Origin of the sequence: Halomonas sp. DP4Y7-1, assembly GCF_019800705.1 — a bacterium.
GTDB classification, from domain to species: domain Bacteria; phylum Pseudomonadota; class Gammaproteobacteria; order Pseudomonadales; family Halomonadaceae; genus Halomonas; species Halomonas litopenaei_A.
Window position 1 is genome coordinate 34,811 of the sequence record NZ_JAHVKS010000002.1, and the last position, 23,778, is coordinate 58,588.

Here is a 23,778-nt window from a genome sequence, read left to right on the forward strand (position 1 = left end):
GTTCACGCTTCCCAGACGTCACGCTCCTTGAGTGCGTCGGGAAGGTAATCATTAACACGCTCACCCAGGCGAGCCATCAACTGATTGAAATCGCGCCGCGGCAAGCGAATCTCCAGCTGAGTCCTGCCCTGTTCATCGAAGGACTCTTCCCGCACCGCGTTCACCTCGTGCAAGGCGGCGCGCAGCTTGCCCTGCTCCGGCGTCAGGGTCAGGGAAAAGTCGATGATGTCCTCAGCCAATCGCTCGGTCAGGGCCTGCGTCAACAGGTCCAGCCCCAACCCCTTCTGGGCAGACAGCCATACGGTCTGAGGCACACCATGCTCATCACGCTCGATGCGCGGCGAGCTGTCGAACAGGTCAATCTTGTTCATCACCTTCAGCGACGGCACATCCAGCGCACCAATCTCGTCGAGCACGGCGTCCACCTGGGTGACGTTGAGCTCACGATCCGGGTCCGCCGAGTCGATGACATGCACCAGCAGGCTGGCCTCGGCGGCCTCCTGCAGGGTGGCCTGGAAGGCTTCCACCAGCTTGTGCGGCAGGTGCCGGATAAAGCCGACCGTGTCCGCCAGTACCACCGGCCCCACGTCCTCGACGTTCAAGCGCCGCAGCGTAGGGTCGAGAGTAGCGAACAGCTGGTCCGCCGCATAGACCTCAGACGCCGTCAAGCTGTTGAAAAGCGTTGATTTACCGGCGTTGGTATAACCCACAAGCGAGACGCTCGGGATTTCCGCACGAGAACGTGCCCGCCGATTTTGCGTGCGCTGACTGCGCACCTTGTCCAGCCGCTTGTGAATCGACTTGATCCGTGCCCGCAACAGGCGACGGTCAGTCTCGAGCTGGGTCTCACCCGGGCCACGCAGGCCGATACCCCCTTTCTGACGCTCAAGGTGCGTCCAGCCTCGCACCAGGCGCGTGGACATGTACTCCAGCTGGGCCAGCTCCACCTGCAGCTTGCCTTCATGGGTACGCGCGCGCTGAGCGAAGATATCAAGGATCAGGCCCGTACGATCGAGCACCCGGCACTTGAGTGCCTGCTCGACGTTACGCTCCTGAGAGGGGCTGAGCGCGTGATTGAAGATCACCAGTTCCGCCTTGTGCACTGCCAAGGCCTCGCCGATCTCCTCCAGCTTGCCCGACCCCACGAAACTCTTGGGGTCAGGACGCTTCCGCGAGCCGGTGACGAGCGTCGCGGGCTCGGCACCCGCAGACCTCACCAGCTCGTGGAACTCACCGGGATCTTCGCGCTCCTTCTCGTCCTGAAAATCAATGTGGACGAGCACCGCCGTTTCACCGGCGTCGGGACGTTCAAAAAACAATCAATACCTCACGAAATATCAGCTCTCCGGCTGCGCCGCAGGATCCTGGGCCGGCAGACGCACGTTGCGTGACGGCACCACCGTGGAGATAGCGTGCTTGTACACCATCTGGCTGACGGTGTTGCGCAGCAGGATGACAAATTGGTCAAAGGATTCGATCTGGCCCTGGAGCTTGATGCCGTTGACCAGGAAAATCGATACCGGAATGCGCTCCTTGCGCAGAATGTTCAGGTACGGGTCTTGAAGGGACTGCCCTTTGGACATGTTGCTCTCCCTGAAGGTGTCTTAGGGTTTTAGGTTATGGTGGCGCCCGCTCCTGCCTTCAAGGCGACGGACATCACAGTATTCTGCGGGACCCTGAAAGCGGCCACACGAAATCGTTATCTTACGCTAAGTCCCAGCGCTGCGCACGAGTTTCAGGAGCCGCTCGGCGGGCTTGCCCGCCAGCGGATCCACCCATGTCAGTTCAGGCCAACTCCGCAGCCAGGTCAATTGACGCTTGGCCAATTGACGGGTGGCGACGACGCCCCGGTGGACGAAGGTGTCACGATCAAATTCGCCGTCCAGGTACTGCCAGGCCTGACGGTAGCCGACGCTCTTCATCGAAGGCATCGACAGCGACAGGTCTCCTCGTGCCTTCAAGGCGGCGACTTCGTCGAGGAAGCCCGCATCCAGCATGAGCGAAAAACGGCGCTCGATTCGCTGGTGCAGCACCGAACGGTCGGCAGGAGCGAGACCTATGGACAACAGCCGAAAAGGAAAGGTTTCACGGCGCTGTTCACGCCACAGCTCACTCATTGGCCGACCCGCCAACGCGTAGACCTCCAGGGCACGCATCAAACGCTGGGGGTCGTTGGGATGGATCCGCGCCGCCGAGGCCGGGTCCACCTCTGCCAGACGCCGATGCAACGCCTCCAGCCCCTCACGCTCAGCGTCTTGCTGCAGCTGGCGTCGCACCTCGTCGTCCGCCGCCGGCAAGTTGGCCACGCCCTCGACCAGGCGCTTGTAATACATCATGGTGCCCCCCACCAGCAGCGGCAGCTTGCCGTGGGCCGCGATATCGTGCATTTCGGCCAGGGCATCGTCGCGAAACTGCGCCGCGGAGTAAGACTCGGCAGGGTCACAGATGTCGATCAGGCGGTGGGGCGCCCGCGCCAGCTCCTGTGCAGACGGCTTGGCCGACCCGATATCCATGTCGCGGTAGATCATGGCCGAATCGACGCTGATGATCTCTCCGTCGAGACGCTCGCGAATATCGATGGCCAGGTCGGTCTTGCCCGCCGCGGTGGGGCCCATCAGCAGCACTGCCAGCGGCCGCTGATCCACTGTCGCGGCCGCTTCTGCGGCCATGTCCTTGCTCATCATTGGCCTCGCAGGAACAGCTTGTCCAGATCCTTGAGGCTCATCTGGGTCCAGGTGGGACGGCCGTGATTGCACTGACCGCTGCGCTCAGTGCGCTCCATGTCCCGCAGCAGCGCATTCATCTCGGCGACGGTGAGCTGACGATTGGCGCGCACGCTACCGTGGCAGGCCATGGTCGACAGCATTTCGTTGATATGCGCCTCGATCCTGTCCGAGCGGCCATAGCGCTCCAGGTCAGACAGCATTTCACGCACCAGCGGCTCGACATCCGCATCGGCCAGCAGCGCCGGCACCTGGCGCACCAGCAGGGTCTCAGGACCGGCGGCATCCAGCTCCACCCCCAGTCGCACAAAGGCGTCACGCTCTCGCTCCGCGGTCTCCGCCTCGGCCCCGCTGACCGCCAGTGACACCGGTACCAGCAGCGGCTGGGCATCCAGCGCTCCACCGTGTACCTGGGTCTTCATGCGTTCGTAGACAATCCGCTCATGGGCGGCGTGCATGTCCACCAGCACCAGACCCTGGGCGTTCTGCGCCAGAATGTAGATACCGTGCAGCTGCGCCATGGCATAGCCCAGCGGCGGCGCCTGGGTGGCGTCTTCCTCGGGCATCTGCGGGGCGTTCATCCCATGCTGTCCGGCGACCTGGCCATCGCGAGGCATGCTGATCGGTTCAGGCCTGCGTCTTTCGGCCAGCGCTGTCTCGGCGGCCATCCCCCCTGCGCCTGGGGCACCAGGCTGCGGGTTCAACAGGCTCTCTTCATGCTCGGGATGGAGCTTGCGATAACCGTCCATGAACGCCCGCACCCGATCCGGGGTCACGTTCGACTCTCCCTCTTCCCTGCGCGGGTGCAGCGCCATGGGCTGCTGCTGCCAGGAGGGCGACGACGCCTCGGCTGACCTGGCCTGGGAGGATGCTGCAGCTGGTTCGCGAATCTCGCCGGTCTCCGGGTCAACGTCCAGGCCATCATCGCGCTTGGCGTAGCCCTGGTCGTGTCCCTCGGCGCCTCCATCGCGCTGGCCAGCACGAGCTTCTCCCAGCGCGCGATGCAGGCTCGAGAACAGAAAATCGTGCACCATGCGACCGTCGCGAAAACGCACTTCGTGCTTGGTCGGGTGAACATTGACGTCCACCACGGTCGGGTCGACGTCGAGATACAGCACGAACACCGGATGACGGCCATTGAACAGCACGTCGCGGTAGGCCTGGCGAATGGCGTGAGCCACCAGACGGTCTCGCACCACACGTCCATTGACGAAGAAGTACTGCTGATCCGCCTGGGCCCGCGAATGGGTCGGCAAGCCAACCCAGCCCCACAGCCTGAGACTGCCGGTGGCAATATCAAGCGTCAGGGCGTTGTCCAGGAAGTTCTTGCCCAATAGCGAGGACAGGCGTCGCTCCACCGAGTGATCGTCCCGTGCCACCGGCAACTGGTGGATCGTCTTCTGGTTGTGGCGAAGCGTCCAGCCGATATCAAAGCGCGATAACGCCTGACGCCGAAACGCCTCTTCCACATGATTGAATTCGGTTTTCTCGGTGCGCAGGAACTTGCGCCGGGCCGGCGTATTGAAGAACAGATCCCGCACCGCGACCGAGGTGCCCCTGGGGTGCGGCGCCGGTGTCACGCGGGGTTCCATGCGGCGGCCCTCCGCCACCACCCGCCAGCCACCTTGGGGGTCGTCCTGTACATTCGAGGTCAGCTCGAGCCGTGACACCGAACTGATCGATGCCAGCGCCTCCCCCCGGAAGCCCAGACTGGCCACGCCTTCCAGCTCTTCCAGCGAAAGAATCTTGCTGGTGGCATGCCGCGACAGCGCCAGCGGCAGATCGTCCTCCCCGATGCCGGAACCATTGTCGCGAATGCGGATCAGCCGCGCACCGCCCGACTCGATATCCACTTCGATGCGCGAGCTTCCCGCATCGATGGCGTTCTCGATCAGTTCCTTGACCACGGACGCTGGCCGCTCGACCACCTCACCGGCGGCAATCTGGTTCGCCAGGCGCGGATCGAGGATCTGAATACGCCGGCGGGCATCCTGCTGTGCCTCCGGGTCGCTCAAGCGATGCCCACCGCCTGGGGTCTCGTCCTGAGCACCACGGCGGCCGACATCGTTGCTGGATACGTGCTGGGGATCATTCATGAACTGGGAATCCTCAATACCTGCCCCACACGAATCACGTCGCCAGACAGCTCATTGACCTGCTTGAGCGCATTCAACGCCACGCCATGACGCGAGGCGATGGCCGACAGAGTGTCGCCGGGCTGAATACGGTACTCGTTGGACGCCGTCGAGCGCCCCTGGTCACGCTGCCAGGCCAGCAGGCTGGCCGGCGGCGGGTTACGCTCGAAGTGCGCGCGAATCCCGCCGAAGACAGCGCTCATCATGCGCTGCTGGTAGGCGCCATCTCTCAGTCGCCGCTCTTCTTCCGGGTTGGAGATGAAGCCTGTCTCCACCAGCAACGAGGGAATGTCCGGCGACTTCAGCACCACGAAGCCAGCCTGCTCGACGCGGGGCTTGTGAAGATCGTTGATGCGACCAATACGGCTAAGCACCTCATCGCCGATCGTCAGCGAATCATTCAGCGTCGCTGTCATGGTCAGGTCCAGCAGCACCCCGCGCAGCACCTGGTCCTTGTCATCCAGCGACAGGCTGCCATCGACACCGCCGATGAGGTCGGACCGGTTCTCGGCAGCGGCCAGCCACTTCGCCGTCTCCGACGTCGCGCCACTCTGGGACAGCGCAAACACCGAGCTGCCGTGGGGCCTGGGGCTATTGAAGGCATCGGCATGAATCGACACAAAGAAGTCCGCTTTCTGCTCCCGGGCGATCAAGGTGCGCTGGCGCAGTCCGACGTAGTAATCGCCGTCACGAATCATCACCGCCTTGAAGCCGGGAGTGTCGTTGAACTGGCGGGCCAGGCGATCCGCCATCTGCAACACGACATCCTTCTCGCGGGTGCCACTGGGGCCCATCGCGCCAGGATCCTCGCCGCCGTGGCCTGCGTCCACCGCGATGATAATGTCACGCTTGGGGTGCGGCTGGGCGGCATCCACCACCGGCGCAGCGGCCACCGGATCGCGCCCTTCCGCCACGGCTACGGTCTTGGCACGTTCCGCGGCGATTTCCTGCTCACGGATCATCGACTCGATCGGGTCGATGGGGTCTTCCACCGCACTTTCGCCCGGATATTCGAGATCCACCACCAGGCGGTGGCCATACTGATTGTTCGGCGCCAGCGAGAAGTGACGCGGCTCGATGGCGCGGCTCAATTCAAGCACCACGCGCAGATCGTTGCCTTCGCGCACGCCGGTGCGCACAGCGCTGATCGCGCTGTTCGACAGGTCCATGCTGTTGGGATCGGCCGCCAGGCTGGTATCCCCCAGGTCGATGACCAGCCGGCGCGGGTTATCGAGCTCGAATACATTGGCGGTGGCCGCGGCAGACAGGTCAAACACCAGACGCGAATGGTCCGGCGCCGCCCACAGACGCATGTTATCGACGCTGGCGGCATGGGTCGCCGCGCAGACCACGGCAAGCCCCAGCCCCCCGACCAGAGTCAACAGCTGACGCATCATGCCTTGCCCCCTGCCAACCGCACGTCGCCGCTGATCTGCTGCGCCAGGCGTTCGAGCACCTCGCTGCCATAGGCGGTCAGCGCGCTGATGTGGGCCCGGCGCCCCCGGGGCTCCGCGTGGCTCAACGCTACCTCCAGGTCCGGCGGGGTCAGCCAGCCTTCACCGCGCTCGGCCCATTCGACCAGGCACAGGTTGCCCTCGGCGAACAGGTCCCTGCCACCAATGAATTCCAGCTCTTCAGGATCGCCAAGGCGATACAGATCGAAGTGATAGAGGGTAAGAGGCTCCTCACGCAGCGCCAGCTCGTAGGGTTCTACCAGCGTGTAGGTCGGACTCTTCACCGCGCCTTGATGGCCGTATGCGCGCAGCACGCCACGTGCCAGCGTGGTCTTGCCGGCGCCAAGCTCTCCCGACAGGTGGACACGCCCACGCCCATCCAGGGCTCGTCCCAGGCATTCCCCCAGTGCGACCTGGCGGTCTTCATCATCGAGTCGCAGCTGCATCTTCCTCGCCCATCGTCGGATTGACTAATTTTCGTGCACAGGATGCCAGATCGCTGGCCAACAGACCACGCTCGCCGCCCTCTCGCGCTGCCATATCCCCGGCCAGGGCATGCACCAGCACTCCCACTCTCGCGGCACGCTCGAGTGACCAATCGAGCGAGGGACCCTGGGCAACCAGGCCAGCAATGATGCCGGTCAGCGTGTCGCCCATGCCACCACTGGCCATGCCGGGGTTGCCGAAGGGACACAGCGCGAGTCCCTGGGGACCAGCGATCAGGGTGCCAGCCCCCTTGAGCACTACCACCCCGCCCCAGCGTTCACGCAGGGCCCGTGCGGCACCCGGGCGATCCGCTTCAATCTCGGCCACGCTGCACCCGAGCAGGCGTGCTGCCTCCCCCGGATGCGGCGTCAATATCCAGTCATCGCGGCGCTGACCGGAGAAGCGCGAGACCAGCAGGTTAAGCGCATCGGCATCCAGGACCAGCGGAATGGAGCGCCCCAGCGCGGTCTGCAGCACCGACTGGCCCCAGCTGCCCTGGCCAAGCCCCGGGCCTACCGCCAGCACCGTCAAGCGCTCCAACAGTTCGTCCAGTTCACTGGCATGGGTCACACCCCGCGCCATCACCTCAGGACAGCGCACCAGACTGGCACCGACATGCTCGGGAGCTGTCGCCAGCAGCACTCTGCCCGCTCCGACACGGGCACAGCACTGTGCCGCAAGTAGCGCAGCACCGCCCAGGCCGGGCGCACCGCCGAAGATGCCGGCGAAGCCCGCAGCGCCCTTGTGCATGTCACGCTCTCTCGGCGGCAGCGCCGACTCGATCAGGCCGGACTGCAGTCGCCAGGCGGTCGGCTCTATGTCGTCATGAGCTAGCGCATCGACACCCAGGGGCTCCACGACCACCTCGCCGGCCAACGCCGCGCCGCGGCCAGTGTGCAGGCCCAGCTTGTCGCCGATAAAGGTCACTGTCATCACTGCCTTGACGGCGAGACTCGGCTCGGCACCACCATCGGCGGTAATTCCCGATGGAATATCCACCGCCAGCACCGGCCGCCCACTGGCATTGATCGAGGCAATGCAAGCGGCGTAGTCGGCCCTGAGCTGTCCGGTAAAGCCGGTGCCCAACAGCGCATCGACCACTACCTCACCGTCCACCACGAGCTCGTCATTCCATTCAACAAAGGCCACGCCGGCATCATCTGCCATTTGCGCCGCACGCAAGGCGTCTCCTTTCAGCTGCCCACGTGGACACATCGACACCCGCTGCACCTGGCGCCCCTCGGTGGCCGCCAAGGCTGCCAGTACATGACCATCGCCACCGTTGTTACCGCCGCCACACAGCACGCTCAGCGACTTGGTGGCTGGCCAGCGCGCCTTCAACCAGCGCCAGGCGACACCGGAGGCGCGATGCATCAAGGCAAAGCCGTCCGTTTCTCCGGCAATCGCACGCCGGTCGAGCTCACGTACCTGTTCGGCGGTGTACAGCGGCGTCTGACCTGGCTCAGGCGTGCCGACGTCGACGTTATCCATGCGGTTCTCCCTACGATCCGGATGCTTTACCATGACGACCCTTCTTCCAGTCTAAGCGGTTCCCGTGCTGAGCAAAGCTCGGTGGCCCGCCGCTACGCCATCTTGCCAGGGTTGTCCTCATTCATGTCCGCATCGTCTCCGCGCGCCGACGTCGATTTTCACGAGCTGGCAGCCCGCATTCGCACCTGGGGGCGCGAGCTGGGGTTTCAGCAGCTCGGTATCACCGATGTGGACCTCAGCGAAGACGAGGCCTATCTGGAGCGCTGGCTGGCGGCTGGCTACCACGGCGAAATGGGCTTCATGGCCAAGCACGGTACCAAGCGTACCCGGCCTGCGGAACTGGAGCCCGGAACCATCCGCGTCATCAGTGTACGCCTGGACTACCTGCCGCCGGAGGTCGAGACCACCAAGGTGCTTGGCCAACCTGACCGGGCCTACGTGTCACGCTATGCGACTGGGCGCGACTACCACAAGCTGATGCGCAAGCGCCTGCAGCGCCTGGCGAAGATGATCGAAGCAGAAGTCGGCACCTTCGGTTATCGCGCCTTTGTCGACTCAGCCCCGGTGATGGAGCGTGCCCTGGCCCGCAAGGCAGGTCTGGGCTGGTTCGGCAAGAACGCCATGCTGCTCAACCCCAAGGCGGGGTCGATGTTCTTTCTGGGCGAGCTGTACACAGACCTGCCGCTACCGCTGGACGCGCCCTTCGAGCAGGAGCACTGTGGCAGCTGCAGCGCCTGCCGTAGCGCCTGTCCCACTGGCGCCATCGTCGACGACAAGGTGGTCGACGCCCGAGCCTGTATTTCCTACCTGACCATCGAGCTTCACGGTGCCATTCCTGAACGCTTTCGGGCCGATATGGGCAACCGGGTGTTTGGCTGCGATGACTGCCAGCTGGTCTGTCCGTTCACCCGCTTCACCCGAGTCAGCCACGAAACGGACTTCGCCCCGCGCCATGACCTCGACAGGGTCTCGCTACTGAGCCTGTTCGGCTGGAGCGAGGAGCAGTTTCTCGAGCGTACCGCCGGCAGCCCGATTCGCCGCATCGGCTACGAACGCTGGCTGCGCAACCTGGCCGTGGGGCTTGGCAATGCGCCATGGAGTTCCGCCATCGAAAGTGCGCTACTGGTGCGCCTGGCCTACCCCTCCGAGCTGGTGCGCGAGCATGTGCGCTGGGCGCTGGAACGTCAGCGCCGTCAACGCCCAGCGCTGATTCCGACCCAGTAACCCGTGCCGCTGGCACGCCCTTGTGGTTGGCCGAGCACACCAGCGAATCAGGACGGCGTCGTCAAAGCCCCCTGAGCAATTCAGTCGTTGACGTTCGCCTTGAGGAAGGTCTTGCGATAGTGCGCAAGCTCCGCGATGGATTCCTTGATGTCATCCATGGCCAGGTGCACGTTGCGCTTGGAGAATCCTTCAAGAGCCTCGGGATTCCAGCGCTTGGCCAGTTCCTTGAGGGTCGAGACATCCAGGTTGCGGTAGTGGAAAAAGGCCCAGAGTTCGGGCATTTCACGCTCCAGAAATCGCCGATCCTGGTGGATCGAATTGCCGCACATGGGCGAGCTGCCCGGGGCGACATGGGCCGCCAGAAAGGCCAGCGTCTGGCGTTCGGCCTCGGCGGTGTCGACGGTGCTCTTGCGCACGCGCTCCACCAGCCCGGACTCACCGTGGGTGCGGGTATTCCAATCGTCCATGCCGGCCAGCAGCGCCTCACTCTGGTTGACCGCGATGACAGGCCCCTCAGCGATGACATTGAGATCGCCATCGGTGATCAGCGTCGCCACCTCGATGATACGCTCTCGCTGCGGATCCAATCCGGTCATTTCCAGGTCAATCCAGATCAGCAGATCGCTTCGCGGTGTGGTGGGAGCCTGTGCGGCAGATGCATCAGCCATGATCGTTTCCTTGCGTCGTAGGGCGCCCGCTGTCGGGACAGGGGGCGTCCGGGTAGGTACAATGCCGCCCATTGTACCGACCATCAGGTGCTCATGAGCAAACGCAAGTTGAGCCGTCAGCAACGCTGGCGCATCGAGAAGATCCAGGCCGAACGTGCCGAGCGAGCCGCCAAGAAGGCTGGGCGGGACGACGAGAAGTTGGCGGCTGGCGAATACGGCGCGGAACGCGACGGCCGAGTGATTGCTCACTTCGGACGCACGCTGGATGTCGCTGAGCGGGCCGGTGATACCCCGACTCGCTGCCATCTGCGAGCCAACCTCGAGGGGTTGGTCACCGGAGACCGTGTCATCTGGCGCGCCGGCGAGGACGGTAGCGGTGTGGTGGTCGCCAGGGGCGAGCGCGACAATGTGCTTGAGCGCCCGGACATGCGCGGGCTGCTGAAGCCGGTGGCCGCCAACATCGACCAGATCCTGATCGTCTTCGCGGTAGAGCCCGAGCCCCACGCCGGTCTCATCGACCGCTACCTGGTCGCCGCCGAAGCCACCGGCATTACGCCGGTGCTGGTTCTCAACAAGACCGATCTGCTGCCCGAGCAAGGCGGTGAACTGCGCGCGCTGCTCGACCGCTACCGCCATATTGGCTATCAGGTGGTCGCCACGACCACCGCTCACGCGGGTGGACTGGACGACCTGTATGCTCAGCTCGCCGACCGCACCTCCGTATTTGTCGGGCAAAGCGGGGTTGGCAAGTCCTCGCTGATTGATCGGCTGCTACCGGATGAGGAGCTGCGTATCGGCGCCCTCTCCGAGGACTCTCGCAAGGGCCGGCACACCACCACAACGGCCCAGCTCTATCGCCTTCCGCCACCCAGCGACAGCCTTGCCGCGGGAGAGCTGATCGACTCCCCCGGTATTCGCGAGTTTGGCTTGACGCACCTGGACGAGCGCCAGGTGACCGAGGGCTTTATCGAGTTCGCACCCTACCTCGGCCTGTGTCGCTTCCGCGATTGTCGCCACCGGCAGGAACCGGGCTGTGCGCTGCTCGATGCTGTCGATGCTGGCGCTATTCACCCCGATCGCTTTGCCAGTTATCGTCGCATCGTCGATAGTCTGGATAGCCCGACCTAAATCCGCCGCCGCTATCGTCAGGATGATCCAGAAGGAGACCCCCATGAGCTCAGAAGACAATCTGCTGCCCCTGATCGCCGAGCCAGAGGACCTGGCGAGCGTGCTGGATCACGAGGATATTCTGGTGATCGACGTGCCGCTCAAGGCCGACAGCTACGCCCAGGGCCATGTCCCAGGGGCGATCTTCCTGGACCACCGCCGACTGCTGAAAGGCAGTGGCGACGTGCCCAACGACGTACCCGACGTTGAGGCCTTGTCAGCCCTGTTCTCGTCGCTCGGGCTGACCCGCGACACCCACGTGGTGGCCTACGACGACGAAGGGGGTGGCTGGGCCGGGCGCCTGCTGTGGACGCTTGAGCTGATCGGCCATCGCCGCTACTCCTATCTCAATGGCGGGATTCATGCCTGGCGGGCCGAGGGGCTGCCCCAGTCCACCGAGGAGCACGCCGCCACCGCCTCCGACTACCAGGCCGAGATCCTTAATCCAGAGGTCGCCATTGACCGGCTCGAGCTGCAGGAGCGACTGGGCAGCGACCACTTCGCTATCTGGGATGCCCGCTCCGTGGGCGAGTTCGAGGGCACCAAAGGCGACAACAAGCGCCGTGGTCACCTGCCCGGTGCGGTCAACATGGAGTGGACGGATGCCATGGATCGTGAGCGTTCACTTCGTCTGCGCGACTATGCGGAGCTGATCACCGAGTTGGACGCCATGGGCATCACGCCAGACATGGAAGTGGTCACTCACTGTCAGAGCCATCACCGCAGCGGCTTTACCTGGCTGGTGGCCAAGGCACTGGGCTTCGAGCGCATCCGCGCCTATCCCGGCTCATGGAAGGAATGGGGCAACCGCGACGATACGCCGATCGAGGGCTGACGCCGCCGCCTCATTGCGCCAGAGCCACCCGCACGTCTCACACGCTCAGGCTCACCGCCACGGTGGCCTGAGCCTGTTCCAACCCGTTTATCCGGAGCCGTCATTTCGTGACCCTCGCCAAGCTGTTTGCCCTGATCCAGTACCCGATCCCCCAACACCTGCTGTCCAGGCTGGTGGGTCGTCTCGCCGACTGCCGTATCGGCTGGCTCAAGAACCTGTTGATCCGTGCCTTCATCAAGCGCTTCAACGTCGACATGAGCCAGGCCGTCGAAAGCGATCCTGGTGTCTACCCAAGCTTCAACGCCTTCTTCACCCGAGCGCTGACCGCCGACGCTCGCCCGCTGGCGGACGGTCTGCTGTGTCCCGCCGACGGCACGCTGTCACAGTGGGGCGCCATTGATCGTGGTCGCCTGGTGCAGGCCAAGGGGCATCGCTTCAGCGTCTCCGAGCTGCTGGGGGGCGATCCGCTGTCCGCAGCGCGCTATCAGGACGGTAGCTTCGCCACCGTGTATCTGTCCCCCAAGGACTACCATCGCGTGCACATGCCGCTGGCGGGCACCCTGACCGAGATGGTCTACGTCCCTGGACGGCTGTTCTCGGTCAATGACGCTACTACCCGCCACGTGCCTGGACTGTTTGCTCGCAACGAGCGCCTGATTTGTCATTTTGATACCGAGCAGGGGCCGATGGTGATGGTCCTGGTCGGAGCGATGATCGTCGCCGCCATCGAGACCGTCTGGGCAGGCCAGGTTACGCCTCAGTCCGGCCGAGTCGAACGCATACGCTTCGACCGCCCGGTGCACCTGGAAAAAGGTGCGGAAATGGGGCGTTTCAAGCTGGGCTCCACGGTGGTGATGGCCTTTGCCGAAAAGATCGACTTCGACGCCCTGCACGGCAAAGGGGGCAACGCCGTAGCGGTTCGCATGGGTCAGCGCCTGGGGGCACACCCCGGCCAGCAGGCAACTCCAGCACCGGAAGACGCCAGCGAGGCGACGGCAGAGGACCAGCCCGGCGCGGCAAAAGACGGCGCTGAATGACACCAGGGGAAGTGGCAGTGGCCCCGGTCAGCACCGGGGCGTGGCAAAGGCCATGACCTGATCAATACGCGACTTGCCGAGCGCCAGCTGAATCAGCCGGTCGAGGCCCAGGGCGACACCGCTGCCCTCGGGCATACCGGCCTCCAGGGCCGCCAACAGGCGCTGGTCGACATCCACCTCCGGCAAGCCCGCCTGGGCTCGAGCGCGATTGTCTTCGGCAAAGCGCGCTCGCTGCTCCTGAGCGTCAGTCAGCTCATCGTAGCCGTTGGCCAGTTCGAGTCCCTTCAGGTACACCTCGAAGCGTGAGGCGACCCAGGCACCATCCTCGGGATCCCGATGGCGCCTGGCCAGGGCCGCCTGGCTCGCCGGATAGTCCAGCACCACATCGATGCCGTCGCGGCCAAGCGTCGGCTCGATGACCAGGCACATCAGCAGGTCCAGGCAGTCATCGCGCTCCGCCGTGCTCATGTCCAGTCCGCCGGTAGCGGTAGCCAGCGTGCGCAGTGCCTCCAGCTCGACCACGAAGGGGTCGATCGACAGCTCCCGTGCAAACAGCGCTCGGTAGCGATGACGGCGCGTCGGGCCCGGATCGGTCGGCAGCAGGGTGCGAATCAGCTGCTGGGTCTCCTCGATCAGTTGATCCAGTGACCAGCCAGGGCGATACCACTCCAGCATGCTGAATTCGATGTTATGACGCCGTCCGACTTCACCGTCACGGAAGCTGCGGGCAATCTGGAAGACAGGGCCTGCCCCTGCCGCCAGCAAACGCTTCATATGGAATTCTGGTGATGTCTGCAGCCACAGCGTTTCAGCACCCGCGGGAGTGCGGGCCTGGCAGGACAACGAGGCCAGGTGCACATCGGTACTGCCAGCATGCCCCAGGATAGGCGTCTCCACTTCCAGCACATCACGCTCGGTAAAGAACGCACGCACCCTTGCCAGCAGAGCCGCACGGCGCCGCAGCGTGTCTAGCGTGGCGGAAGGTTGCCAATCGTTCATGCTTGCCTACCTTGGGTAAAAGACGAAGGGCCACGCGGTAGCGTGGCCCTCGTTTAGCTATCGATCACTGCAATCGATCACTGCAATCGATCGCTGCAATCGATCGCTGCTGTCGATCGACGGCGTTCGCCCCGCCTCAGGCGCGGGAGACGTACTCGCCCTTGCGGGTATCGATCTTCAGCACTTCACCCTGGTTGATGAACAGCGGCACGCGGACCACCGCACCAGAGGACAGCGTCGCCGGCTTGGAACCGCCCTGGGCCGTATCGCCCTTCAGGCCCGGATCGGTCTCGACCACTTCCAGCTCGATGAAGTTGGGCGGGGTAACGGAGATGGCGTTGTCATTCCACAGGGTGATGGTGTAAACCACCTGCTCCTTGAGCCACTTGTCGCTGTCACCCAGTGCCTTCTTCTCCACCGCATACTGCTCGAAGGAACCATCGGTCTTCATGAAGTGCCACATGTCACCGTCGGTGTACAGGTACTCCATGTCCAGATCCATGACATCGGCGCTTTCCAGGGAGTCGCCGGACTTGAAGGTACGCTCCCACACGCGGCCAGTCATCAGGTTGCGCAGCTTGACGCGGTTGAAGGCCTGGCCCTTGCCGGGCTTCACATATTCGTTCTCGACGATGGCGCAGGGGTCGCCGTCGAGCATCACCTTCAGACCGCCCTTGAATTCGTTGGTAGAATAGTTCGCCATGAAATCTGTTCCCTTTTGGTGCCCGTCCCGGCCATCGGCCCCGGTCGGCACACGACTGACATTCCACGAGGGCCAGCCCCTCGCGCCTATCGATGGATGGCCCGCATGATAACCCGAAGCCCGTCGCTTTTGCATTGCTCTGCCCCGGATGAGCCGGAGCTTCCCGCCCCCGGTGGCTGGCAGCGCCAGCTGGCCGGAGCCATTCGCGACCCTGCCGAGCTATGCCGCCGCCTTGGCCTGGATGCCAGCTTGGTGCCTGGCGCCGAGGCCGGCCACGCCCTGTTCGAGGTGCGCGTGCCCGAGGCCTTTGCCGCCAGAATGCGTCACGCTGACCCGCAGGACCCCCTGTTGCGGCAGGTACTGCCCCTGTCCGACGAACAGTCGACGCCATCAGGCTACGTCACGGACCCGCTGCAGGAGGCGCAGCACACCGCCAGGCGCGGACTGATCCACAAGTACGCTGGCCGGGTACTGCTGATCACCAGTCCCGCCTGCGCGGTCAACTGCCGCTACTGCTTCCGTCGCCATTTTCCCTATCAGGACAATGCGCCTTCACGCTCTCAGTGGGACGATACCCTCGACTACCTGCGCGACGATGTCAGCCTGCGAGAGGCCATTCTGTCCGGCGGCGATCCCCTGGCCGCCAGTGACCGCCAACTGTCCTGGCTGGTCGAACGGCTGGACGCCATCAGCCATCTCAAGCGCCTCCGGATGCACACCCGGCTGCCGGTAGTGATCCCCGATCGGGTCGACGGACCGCTGCTCGACTGGCTTGGCAAGACGCGCCTGCAGAAGGTAATGGTGCTGCATATCAACCACGCCAACGAGATCGACGACGCGGTGATTCGCGCCTGCCAGCGACTGGCTCGAAGCGGCGTCACCCTGCTCAACCAGAGCGTGATCCTGAAGGGCGTGAACGACTCGGTCGATGCCCTGGAGGCCTTGTCAGAACGGCTGTTCGAGGCGGGTATCCTGCCCTACTACCTGCATGCCTTCGATCCCGTGGTCGGCGCCGCCCATTTCGATGTCAGTGACCAGCGGGCCGATGCTCTGGTCGATGAGCTACGCACTCGACTCCCCGGTTTCCTCATGCCGACGCTGGTGCGTGAGATACCCGGCGAGGCCAGCAAGACACCTCTGTAACAACAACAGAAAAGCGAACGGGAAGGAAAGCGAGGAAAGCGAGGAAAGCGAGGAAAGCGAGAAGGGAAAAGAGCAAGGAACGGGGATCGGTGACACCCCGGGCGCCAGTGCCCGGGCCAAGGAAAAGGCCCCCGCCGCAGGGAAGCTGCGGCGGGGGCCTCGTCATCGCGCCTGGCGGCGGTTAGGCTTAGGCCACGCTATCGGCGGTGACGTTGGGTGCCACCTCCTCGGTAGACAGGCAGCGGTTCACCGCGCTCATCACCCCCTTGATCGAGGCACTGGTGATGCTCTCGTCGGTACCAACCCCAAACACGGCTTCTCCCTTCACCCGCACTTCAACGTAGGCGATGGCTTCTGCGTCGGCGCCCTGGCCACGGGAGTGCTCGTGATAATCGATGATTTCGATGTCATGGCCCTCACCGCGCAATGCCTTGACGAAGGCCGCCAGGGGACCATTGCCCTCACCGCTGATGGTGTGGCGCTGACCGTCCTTGGCGATGCAGGCCTCAAGCATGACCGTCGGACTGTCCGGCTCGGACGACAGACGGTGACTGACCAGGCTGTAGGGCTCGGTCTTGGCCAGGTACTCGTCGACGAAGGTCTGGTAGATCATCGCCGAGGTAATCTCCTTGCCGACCCGATCGGCCACCTCCTGCACCACCAGGCTGAACTCCATGGACAGCCGGCGCGGCAGTTCGATGCCGTGCTCCTGCTCGAGCAGGTAGCTGACGCCGCCCTTGCCGGACTGGCTGTTGACGCGGATCACCGCCTCGTAGCTGCGGCCCACGTCGAGCGGATCGATGGGCAGGTAAGGTACCGCCCAGACGCTGTCCGGATCTTCCTTGCGCAGCGCCATGCCCTTCTTGATGGCGTCCTGGTGAGAGCCGGAGAAGGCCGTGAACACCAGATCACCCACGTAGGGGTGGCGCGGATGCACCGGCAGCTGGTTGCAGTGCTCGACCTCGCGCATGATCGGGGTGATGTTCGAGAAATCGAGCCCCGGATGCACACCCTGGGTGTAGAGGTTCATGGCGAGGGTCACGATGTCGACGTTACCGGTACGCTCACCATTGCCGAACAAGGTGCCCTCGACCCTGTCGGCGCCGGCCATCACCGTCAGTTCAGCGGCGGCCACGCCGGTACCCCGGTCATTGTGCGGGTGCACGCTGACGATCAGGTGATCACGGTGTTCGACATTGCGGCAGAACCATTCGATCTGATCGGCATAGTTATTGGGGGTCGCGCACTCCACCGTCGCCGGCAGGTTGACGATCATCTTGTTGTCGGCGCTTGCACCATAGGTCTCGCGCACCGCATTGACGACGTCGACGGCAAAGTCCATCTCGGTGGTGGTGAACAGCTCCGGTGAATACTGGAAGGTCCACTGGGTGTCGGGCGCCGCCTTCATCAGGTCGCGAATCTGGGTGGTGGCGTCAACTGCAATCTGGATGCACTCGGCCTTGTTGACGTTGAACACCACACGACGGAACACCGGATCCGTGGCGTTGTACACGTGCACGATAGCCTTCTTGGCGCCCTTCAGGGCCTCGAAGGTGCGCTCGATCAAGTGCGGACGTGCCTGAGTCAGCACCTGAATGGTCACATCGTCCGGCACCTTGTTGTCTTCGATCAGGCTGCGCACGAAGTCGAAGTCAGTCTGGGACGCTGACGGGAAACCCACTTCGATTTCCTTGAAGCCAATCTTCAGCAGCAGGTCAAAGAAACGCTGCTTGCGTTCCTGGTCCATCGGATCGATCAAGGCCTGATTACCGTCGCGCAGGTCGACGCTGCACCACTTCGGCGCGGCCTCGATACGCTGGTTGGGCCACTGCCGATCAGGCAGGTCCACGGCGACGAAGGGACGGTACTTGCTGGAAGGATCGTTGAGCATCATGGCGAATTCTCCGGATACGGGCTGTGTCTAGCGATCGTTGGTACGATCTTGCTCGCGGTATTGTCGAGCTATTGTTGGCAGGCCTGACGTGCGCCTTATGGGCTGTGGCCAGGCATAAACGGCGACGCCCCGCTCACCAAAGGAGAGCGGGGCGTCATAAGTCGTAGCGCAGTAACATCAATGACAGCACCATCGCGCACCGTGACGATCATGGCCGCATGACGAACACAGGCTCCTGGGCGGCTCATGGCGGGAAGGTTCATGGCGGGGGACTGGACACTGACTAACATGGTTCAACCTCGATTCGACTAACTCTTGGCAACAAGCTCCAGGCGATGAAGGCGGCTCGGGAAGAGCCAGGGCAGGCGCCATCGCCACGCGCATTTACACGCGTAGTAGTAGTCGTAGGTCGAGGAGTCGAAGTGTCATGTTCATGCGCCTAGAAAATCAGTCTTAGCTGCCCTTGTCAACCATTCCCCTGCATGACCCCGCCCGCAACGCAGCGGCCAAGTCCCCTGTCATCCCTCGCAGAAGCGGCGCCAGCGGTACGCGCGAACGACGCTTTTCTGCTGATTTGCTGACCTACCTCGCTGTCACGCATTTGTCCTCTACCCCGTCTAGAGTAGGTGTTAGGTCACAGGCCCCGATACGGCCGCAAGCCATGGACAAGGCGGCACGCCACCGGTTGTCTCCCGGCCGCGGCTTTACGGTCCCTACACCCTATCTGGACGATGTCGGGACGCCACGCCTCGCACCCAAGGCCATTCAATCCCCCACGTCATTCCTACACTGCTGGAGACACAAGATGGTTGCGCTGAACCACAGCACCCCACTTGCTAGTACGCGATATCGCACACCAATCGCCCCCCAGGACCGCAGTCCCCACAGGCCCCGTCACGCCGTTCTGAGCACAGCCCTGTGCTTGAGCGTTGGCATCAGCCTGCTGACGATGGCCCTGTCTTCCTCGGCGGTGGCAGCATCCGATCCCACCAGCGCATCGAACTCTCTACCGGTCAGCGTCGGCCCGCGGCCCTACTTCCTGATCGACGACATGGATGAGGACAACGCTCAGTCCGCCGAGCTCAAGGCCACACTTCAGCAGTGTGCGTCGTCCCTGGACCAGCTTGAGCCCAGCGACTTTTCGATTGGCCATCGCGGTGCGCCTCTCATGTTCCCGGAGCACACGAAAGAGTCCTACCTGGCGGCGGCAAGAATGGGTGCAGGGGTGCTCGAGTGTGACGTGGCCTTCACCGAAGACAAGGAGCTGGTGTGCCGCCACTCCCAGTGTGACCTGCATGGCACCACCAACATTCTGGAAACCGAACTGGCCAGCCAGTGCAGCGTGCCACCAGCCTTCAATGCCGACGGCACCCTGAGCAACGCCAGCGACATCCAGTGTTGTACCAGCGATATCACCCTGGCCGAGTTCAAGACCCTGGAAGGACGCATGGATGGCGTCGACACCAGTGCCGACACCCTGGAGGCCTATCTGGCTGGCAACCCCCGCTGGCGCACAGAGCTCTACGCCGATCGCGGCACCCTGATGAGCCATGCCGAAAGCATCGCGCTGTTCCAGCAGCTCGGGGTCAAGATGACGCCGGAGCTGAAGACGCCTAGCGTGGAGATGCCCTTCGACGGCATGAGCCAGCAGGACTACGCGCAGAAGCTGCTCGATGAGTACGCCGAGGCAGGCGTGGCGCCAGCCGACGTCTTTCCGCAGTCATTCCTGCTGGATGACGTGCGCTACTGGGTCGATAACACCGAGTTTGGAGATACCGCCGTCTATCTGGACGACCGCTATGACGTGGAAGGCTTTGACGTGACCGACCCCAGGACCTGGCAACCGTCTATGCAGGAGCTGGCGGATATGGGCGTCAAGATTCTGGCCCCGCCGATGTGGATGCTGCTGGCCGCCGGCGACGACCCTGACAAGCCCATCGTGCCATCGGTCTACGCCGAAGAGGCCAAGCAGGCGGGACTTGAACTGGTCGCCTGGTCCTTTGAGCGCTCGGCACCCTTGACCCGGGATGGCGCCTGGTACCACCAGACCATTGATGACGTGGTAGACAACGATGGCGACAAGATGGTCGCGCTGGACGTCATGGCCAGGGATATCGGCGTCAAGGCAGTGTTCTCGGACTGGCCCGCGGCGGTCACCCTGTATGCCAACTGCATGGCGGACGAGCTGGCGCCCTAGGCTCCCGGCAAGAAGATTAGCGCCCACCACGTAAAAACGGCCGGGTGGCAAGCCACCCGGCCAGAACGCCTTCCGTGGCGTTGGCGCCCCTAACGCCATTCCGAGGGTTCCATCCTAACGACCCTGCCTGGCTGCGGCGCTCCCCCATCGGCGGTACCCAGGCCCCCTCAGACGAGGGGACCAGCAGCGGCACTGCCATCTCGCCAAGTCCGTCACCAGCCAGGGGCACTCCCTTGCGGCAAGCCATTCAGGCGAAGGACAAGCCCTGCGCCTCAGCAGTAATGCGGGTGCCGGCACGTCCCGCCACGATGGCCTCGATATCAGCGAGTGCTCCGATTACCGCCGTCTTGCCGCTGGCTCGCACAAACTCACAGGCCGCCTGCACCTTGGGGCCCATGGACCCGCTAGCGAAGTCGAGCGCTTCCAGGCTGTCAGGGTCGGCCTCCGCCACCCGCCGGCTCTGGGGCGTTCCCCAATCCAGATAGACACCGTCAACATCCGTGGCGATGATCAGCAGATCACTGGCGAGCTCTCGAGACAGCAGCGACGAGCACATGTCCTTGTCGATGACGGCCTCGATGCCCTGAAGCTTGCCGTCCTCAGCGTACACGGTGGGAATCCCACCGCCGCCGGCACAGATCACCACCGTGCCCCGCTCGAGAAGCCAGCGCAGTGGGCGAATCTCGAAGATCCTTTTGGGCCTGGGACTCGGCACCACCCGGCGATAATGATCACCGTCCTTGGCCATGGCCCAGCCCTTGAGCTCCGCCAGACGGCTGGCCTCCTCCTGCGTGTAAATGGGACCGATCGGCTTGGTAGGGTGAGCAAAGGCCGGGTCAGCGGCATCGACTTCCACCTGGGTCAACAGCGAGGCGAACGGCACGTCGCCGGGCAACAGATTGCCCAGCTCCTGCTCGATCATGTAGCCGATCATGCCCTCGGTCTCGGCCCCCAGCACATCCAGCGGGAAGGCATTGTCCTCGTCATAGGCCGCCCCCTGCAGCGCCAGCAGCCCGACCTGAGGGCCGTTGCCGTGGGCAATCACCAGCTCATTGCCCGATGCGATTCGCGCGATCTGCTCACAGGCGATACGAATGTTGGCGCGCTGGGCGTCCCCATTCATGACTTCGCCTCGTCGCAGCAGTGCATTACCGCCAAGCGCTATGGTGATACGCATACGCTACTCTCCCGGTTCAGGTTGGCGAGCGGCACCAGGCCACTCGCCAGGTTCAGGCCAACATCGACGCCAGCGACTCACACATCTCCCAGCGTCGACACCATTACCGCCTTGATCGTGTGCATGCGGTTTTCCGCCTGCTCGAAGGCAATGCAGGCCGGGGATTCGAACACCTCCTCGGTGACTTCAATACCGTTCTTGAGGACCGGATACTGCTCGGCGACCTGACGCCCCACCTTGGTGTCGCAGTTGTGAAAGGCGGGCAGACAATGCATGAACTTGACCCGAGGGTTGCCCGACGCCGCCAGCAAGGCCTGGTTGACCTGATAGGGCAGCAGCTGGTCGATGCGCTCGGCCCATGCCTCCACCGGCTCACCCATGGAGACCCACACATCGGTGTGAATGAAGTCGACGCCCTTGACCGCTTCCTGGGGATCTTCGGTCAGGCAGAGTCGTGCCCCACTCTGCTCGGCAAAGCGACGACAGTTGGCCAGGTGCTCTTCATCCGGCCAGAGCGCCCTTGGCGCGGCGATACGCACGTCCATGCCCAGCTTGGCGCCGATCAGCAGCAGCGAGTTGCCCATGTTGTTGCGCGCATCGCCCAGATAAGCGAAGGAGATCTCGTGCAGCGGCTTCTCCGCGTGCTCACGCATGGTCAGCACGTCAGCGATCATCTGGGTCGGGTGGTACTCATCGGTCAGCCCGTTGTACACCGGCACCCCAGAGAAGGCCGCCAGCTCCTCCACCACCTCCTGGCTGAAGCCGCGATACTCGATGGCGTCATACATGCGTCCCAGGACCCGAGCGGTATCACGCATGGACTCCTTGTGACCGATCTGGGACGAGGTCGGGTCGATGTAGGTCACATTGGCGCCCTGGTCATAGGCGGCCACTTCAAACGCACAGCGGGTGCGGGTGGAGGTCTTCTCGAAGATCAGCGCAATGTTCTTGCCCTTCAGCCGCTGGGTCTCGCAGCCGCTGTACTTGGCGCGCTTGAGATCACGAGACAGGTCCAGCAGGTAGCGCAGCTCGCGCTCGGAGTGATGCATCAGTGACAGCAGGTGACGATGGTGGATGTTGAACGCCATGAGTGTCTCCTTGACGGCTGCCTGGCAGCCGTCGATGGGAAGCCAAAAGAGAAAAAGACGGTTCCGCTGACGTCAGCGATCGACGTCACAAGCCGGTATCAGTAGTCGACGGCATCGCGGGAAATGGGGCAGGTCATGCAGTGACCGCCACCACGTCCGCGCCCCAGTTCGCTGGCACTGATGGTGATGACCTCGACGCCTGCCTTGCGCAGCAAGGTGTTGGTGTAGGTATTACGGTCATAGCCGACCACCACACCGGGCTCGAGGGCGACCACATTGTTGCCGTCATCCCACTGCTCGCGCTCGGCCTCGTAGCTGTCGCCGCCGGTCTCCACCACACGCAGCCTGGGCAGACCAAGGGCCTCGGCCACGACCTCGATGAAGCCTTGATTCTCGCGTCGCACGTCGATGCCACTGGGCTTGCTCTCTTCCGGGCGCAGGCTGAACGGCACGATATCCTTGACCACCTCCGGGAAGACCGTGACCAGATCGCGATCACAGAAGCTGAACACCGTATCCAGATGCATCGCGGCACGAGAACGCGGCAAGCCCGCCACGATGACCCGTTCGGCTTCACCCGCCCGGAACAAGGCGCTGGCCACCTGGCCGATGGCCTGATGCGAGGTACGCTCCCCCATGCCGATCAACACGACGCCGTTGCCCACCGGCATGACATCGCCACCTTCCAGCGTTGCAGCACCGTGGTCCTGATCAGGGTTGCCATACCACACCTTGAAGTCGGCGCCGACAAACCTCGGGTTGAAGCGATAGATGGCTGACGTCAGCAAGGTTTCCTGGCGCCTGGCCGGCCAGTACATGGGGTTGAGGGTGACGCCACCGTAAATCCAGCAGGTGGTATCGCGAGTGAACAGGGTGTTGGGCAACGGCGGCAACACAAAGCTCGAGCGCCCCAGATAGTCACGGAAGGTCTTGAGGGTCTCGCCACCATGACTCTCGGTGATATCGGCCCAGGACACCCCGCCGATCAGAAAGTCGGCTAGACGCCGAGGCTCAAGGTCGGTCAGCCAGGCGCGAACTTCATCCGAAAGCCCATGGCCGACCAGGTTGGAGGTGATCTTGCGGTCCAGAATCCAGCGCACCGCGTCACGATTTTCCAGTGTTTCGGTCAGCAGATTGTGCATCTCGAGCACTTCGACATCACGCTCACGCATCTTGGTCACGAAGTCGAAATGATCACGCTTCGCCTGATTGGTCCAGAGCACATCATCGAATAACAGCTCGTCGCAATTACTGGGCGTCAGCCTGAGGTGAGCAAGCCCCGGTGAACACACCATGACCTTGCGAAGCTTACCCACTTCCGAGTACACACCCAATCGAGAACCGCCTATCTTCATCG

General features: G+C 63.6%; 20 protein-coding genes. 6 read left to right on the plus strand and 14 right to left on the minus strand.

The window, feature by feature from the left end; translation table 11 throughout:
* Positions 1–2: 2 nt before the first annotated feature.
* The 7 genes from hflX to KUV72_RS03785 all read right to left on the minus strand — a co-directional run bounded on the left by hflX (position 3) and on the right by KUV72_RS03785 (position 8,289).
* Positions 3–1,319 carry a ribosome rescue GTPase HflX gene (hflX, locus tag KUV72_RS03755; RefSeq protein WP_206940964.1) on the minus strand — a complete coding sequence of 439 codons (1,317 nt, stop codon included), beginning with the start codon at positions 1,317–1,319 and terminating at the stop codon, positions 3–5.
* 18 nt (positions 1,320–1,337) lie between these two features.
* Positions 1,338–1,583 carry an RNA chaperone Hfq gene (hfq, locus tag KUV72_RS03760; RefSeq protein WP_045993095.1) on the minus strand — a complete coding sequence of 82 codons (246 nt, stop codon included), beginning with the start codon at positions 1,581–1,583 and terminating at the stop codon, positions 1,338–1,340.
* 126 nt (positions 1,584–1,709) lie between these two features.
* Positions 1,710–2,669, minus strand: coding sequence for a tRNA (adenosine(37)-N6)-dimethylallyltransferase MiaA (miaA, locus tag KUV72_RS03765; RefSeq protein ID WP_222162855.1), 960 nt, complete (start codon positions 2,667–2,669; stop codon positions 1,710–1,712).
* 11 nt (positions 2,670–2,680) lie between these two features.
* Positions 2,681–4,819, minus strand: coding sequence for a DNA mismatch repair endonuclease MutL (gene mutL, locus KUV72_RS03770; RefSeq protein ID WP_222162854.1), 2,139 nt, complete (start codon positions 4,817–4,819; stop codon positions 2,681–2,683).
* Positions 4,816–6,255 carry an N-acetylmuramoyl-L-alanine amidase gene (locus KUV72_RS03775; protein WP_206940971.1) on the minus strand — a complete coding sequence of 480 codons (1,440 nt, stop codon included), beginning with the start codon at positions 6,253–6,255 and terminating at the stop codon, positions 4,816–4,818. The genes mutL and KUV72_RS03775 overlap by 4 nt, the downstream gene beginning before the upstream one ends.
* Entirely contained in the window at positions 6,252–6,758 is a 507-nt protein-coding gene (tsaE, locus tag KUV72_RS03780) for a tRNA (adenosine(37)-N6)-threonylcarbamoyltransferase complex ATPase subunit type 1 TsaE (protein WP_222162853.1), read from the minus strand. The genes KUV72_RS03775 and tsaE overlap by 4 nt, the downstream gene beginning before the upstream one ends.
* Entirely contained in the window at positions 6,739–8,289 is a 1,551-nt protein-coding gene (locus tag KUV72_RS03785; RefSeq protein ID WP_222237502.1) for an NAD(P)H-hydrate dehydratase, read from the minus strand. Before KUV72_RS03785 ends, tsaE begins: the two co-directional genes overlap by 20 nt.
* A 123-nt stretch (positions 8,290–8,412) precedes the next feature.
* Between KUV72_RS03785 and queG the strand changes: the two genes are divergently transcribed.
* Complete coding sequence (queG, locus tag KUV72_RS03790; RefSeq protein ID WP_222237503.1) at positions 8,413–9,513, plus strand: tRNA epoxyqueuosine(34) reductase QueG; 1,101 nt, start codon at positions 8,413–8,415, stop codon at positions 9,511–9,513.
* A gap of 80 nt (positions 9,514–9,593) precedes the next feature.
* Here queG and orn read toward each other — a convergent pair whose 3' ends face one another.
* Positions 9,594–10,181 carry an oligoribonuclease gene (gene orn, locus KUV72_RS03795; RefSeq protein WP_222237504.1) on the minus strand — a complete coding sequence of 196 codons (588 nt, stop codon included), beginning with the start codon at positions 10,179–10,181 and terminating at the stop codon, positions 9,594–9,596.
* Between the two features lie 93 nt (positions 10,182–10,274).
* On the opposite strand from orn, the gene rsgA reads away from it, so the two are divergent.
* The 3 genes from rsgA to asd all read left to right on the plus strand — a co-directional run bounded on the left by rsgA (position 10,275) and on the right by asd (position 13,220).
* Positions 10,275–11,309 carry a small ribosomal subunit biogenesis GTPase RsgA gene (gene rsgA, locus KUV72_RS03800; protein WP_206940990.1) on the plus strand — a complete coding sequence of 345 codons (1,035 nt, stop codon included), beginning with the start codon at positions 10,275–10,277 and terminating at the stop codon, positions 11,307–11,309.
* Positions 11,310–11,352: 43 nt separating this feature from the next.
* Positions 11,353–12,183, plus strand: a complete 831-nt coding sequence (locus tag KUV72_RS03805; RefSeq protein ID WP_206940992.1) for a sulfurtransferase — start codon at positions 11,353–11,355, stop codon at positions 12,181–12,183.
* A gap of 107 nt (positions 12,184–12,290) precedes the next feature.
* Complete coding sequence (gene asd / locus KUV72_RS03810; RefSeq protein ID WP_222237505.1) at positions 12,291–13,220, plus strand: archaetidylserine decarboxylase; 930 nt, start codon at positions 12,291–12,293, stop codon at positions 13,218–13,220.
* Positions 13,221–13,247: 27 nt separating this feature from the next.
* Here asd and epmA read toward each other — a convergent pair whose 3' ends face one another.
* Together epmA and efp are read right to left on the minus strand one after the other, a co-directional pair.
* A complete protein-coding gene (gene epmA / locus KUV72_RS03815; RefSeq protein ID WP_222237506.1) occupies positions 13,248–14,219 on the minus strand; it encodes an EF-P lysine aminoacylase EpmA in 972 nt (323 codons plus the stop codon).
* A gap of 136 nt (positions 14,220–14,355) precedes the next feature.
* Positions 14,356–14,922: an elongation factor P gene (efp, locus tag KUV72_RS03820; protein ID WP_206940998.1), complete on the minus strand. Its 567-nt coding sequence runs from the start codon at positions 14,920–14,922 to the stop codon at positions 14,356–14,358.
* A 105-nt stretch (positions 14,923–15,027) separates the two neighbouring features.
* Here efp and epmB point away from each other — a divergent pair, with 105 nt between their 5' ends.
* A complete protein-coding gene (gene epmB, locus KUV72_RS03825; RefSeq protein ID WP_222237507.1) occupies positions 15,028–16,065 on the plus strand; it encodes an EF-P beta-lysylation protein EpmB in 1,038 nt (345 codons plus the stop codon).
* Positions 16,066–16,252: 187 nt separating this feature from the next.
* Here epmB and leuA read toward each other — a convergent pair whose 3' ends face one another.
* On the minus strand, positions 16,253–17,959 hold the full coding sequence (gene leuA, locus KUV72_RS03830) for a 2-isopropylmalate synthase (RefSeq protein ID WP_222237508.1): 1,707 nt from the start codon (positions 17,957–17,959) through the stop codon (positions 16,253–16,255).
* Between the two features lie 922 nt (positions 17,960–18,881).
* Between leuA and KUV72_RS03835 the strand changes: the two genes are divergently transcribed.
* Complete coding sequence (locus KUV72_RS03835; RefSeq protein ID WP_261317343.1) at positions 18,882–20,156, plus strand: glycerophosphodiester phosphodiesterase family protein; 1,275 nt, start codon at positions 18,882–18,884, stop codon at positions 20,154–20,156.
* A gap of 247 nt (positions 20,157–20,403) precedes the next feature.
* Here the strand turns inward: KUV72_RS03835 and arcC are convergent, their stop codons facing one another.
* From arcC to arcA, 3 genes are all read right to left on the minus strand, one after another.
* On the minus strand, positions 20,404–21,333 hold the full coding sequence (gene arcC / locus KUV72_RS03840) for a carbamate kinase (protein WP_222237509.1): 930 nt from the start codon (positions 21,331–21,333) through the stop codon (positions 20,404–20,406).
* Positions 21,334–21,410: 77 nt separating this feature from the next.
* Positions 21,411–22,421 carry an ornithine carbamoyltransferase gene (locus tag KUV72_RS03845; RefSeq protein WP_206941006.1) on the minus strand — a complete coding sequence of 337 codons (1,011 nt, stop codon included), beginning with the start codon at positions 22,419–22,421 and terminating at the stop codon, positions 21,411–21,413.
* A 98-nt stretch (positions 22,422–22,519) separates the two neighbouring features.
* Entirely contained in the window at positions 22,520–23,776 is a 1,257-nt protein-coding gene (gene arcA / locus KUV72_RS03850) for an arginine deiminase (RefSeq protein WP_222237510.1), read from the minus strand.
* Positions 23,777–23,778: the final 2 nt, after the last annotated feature.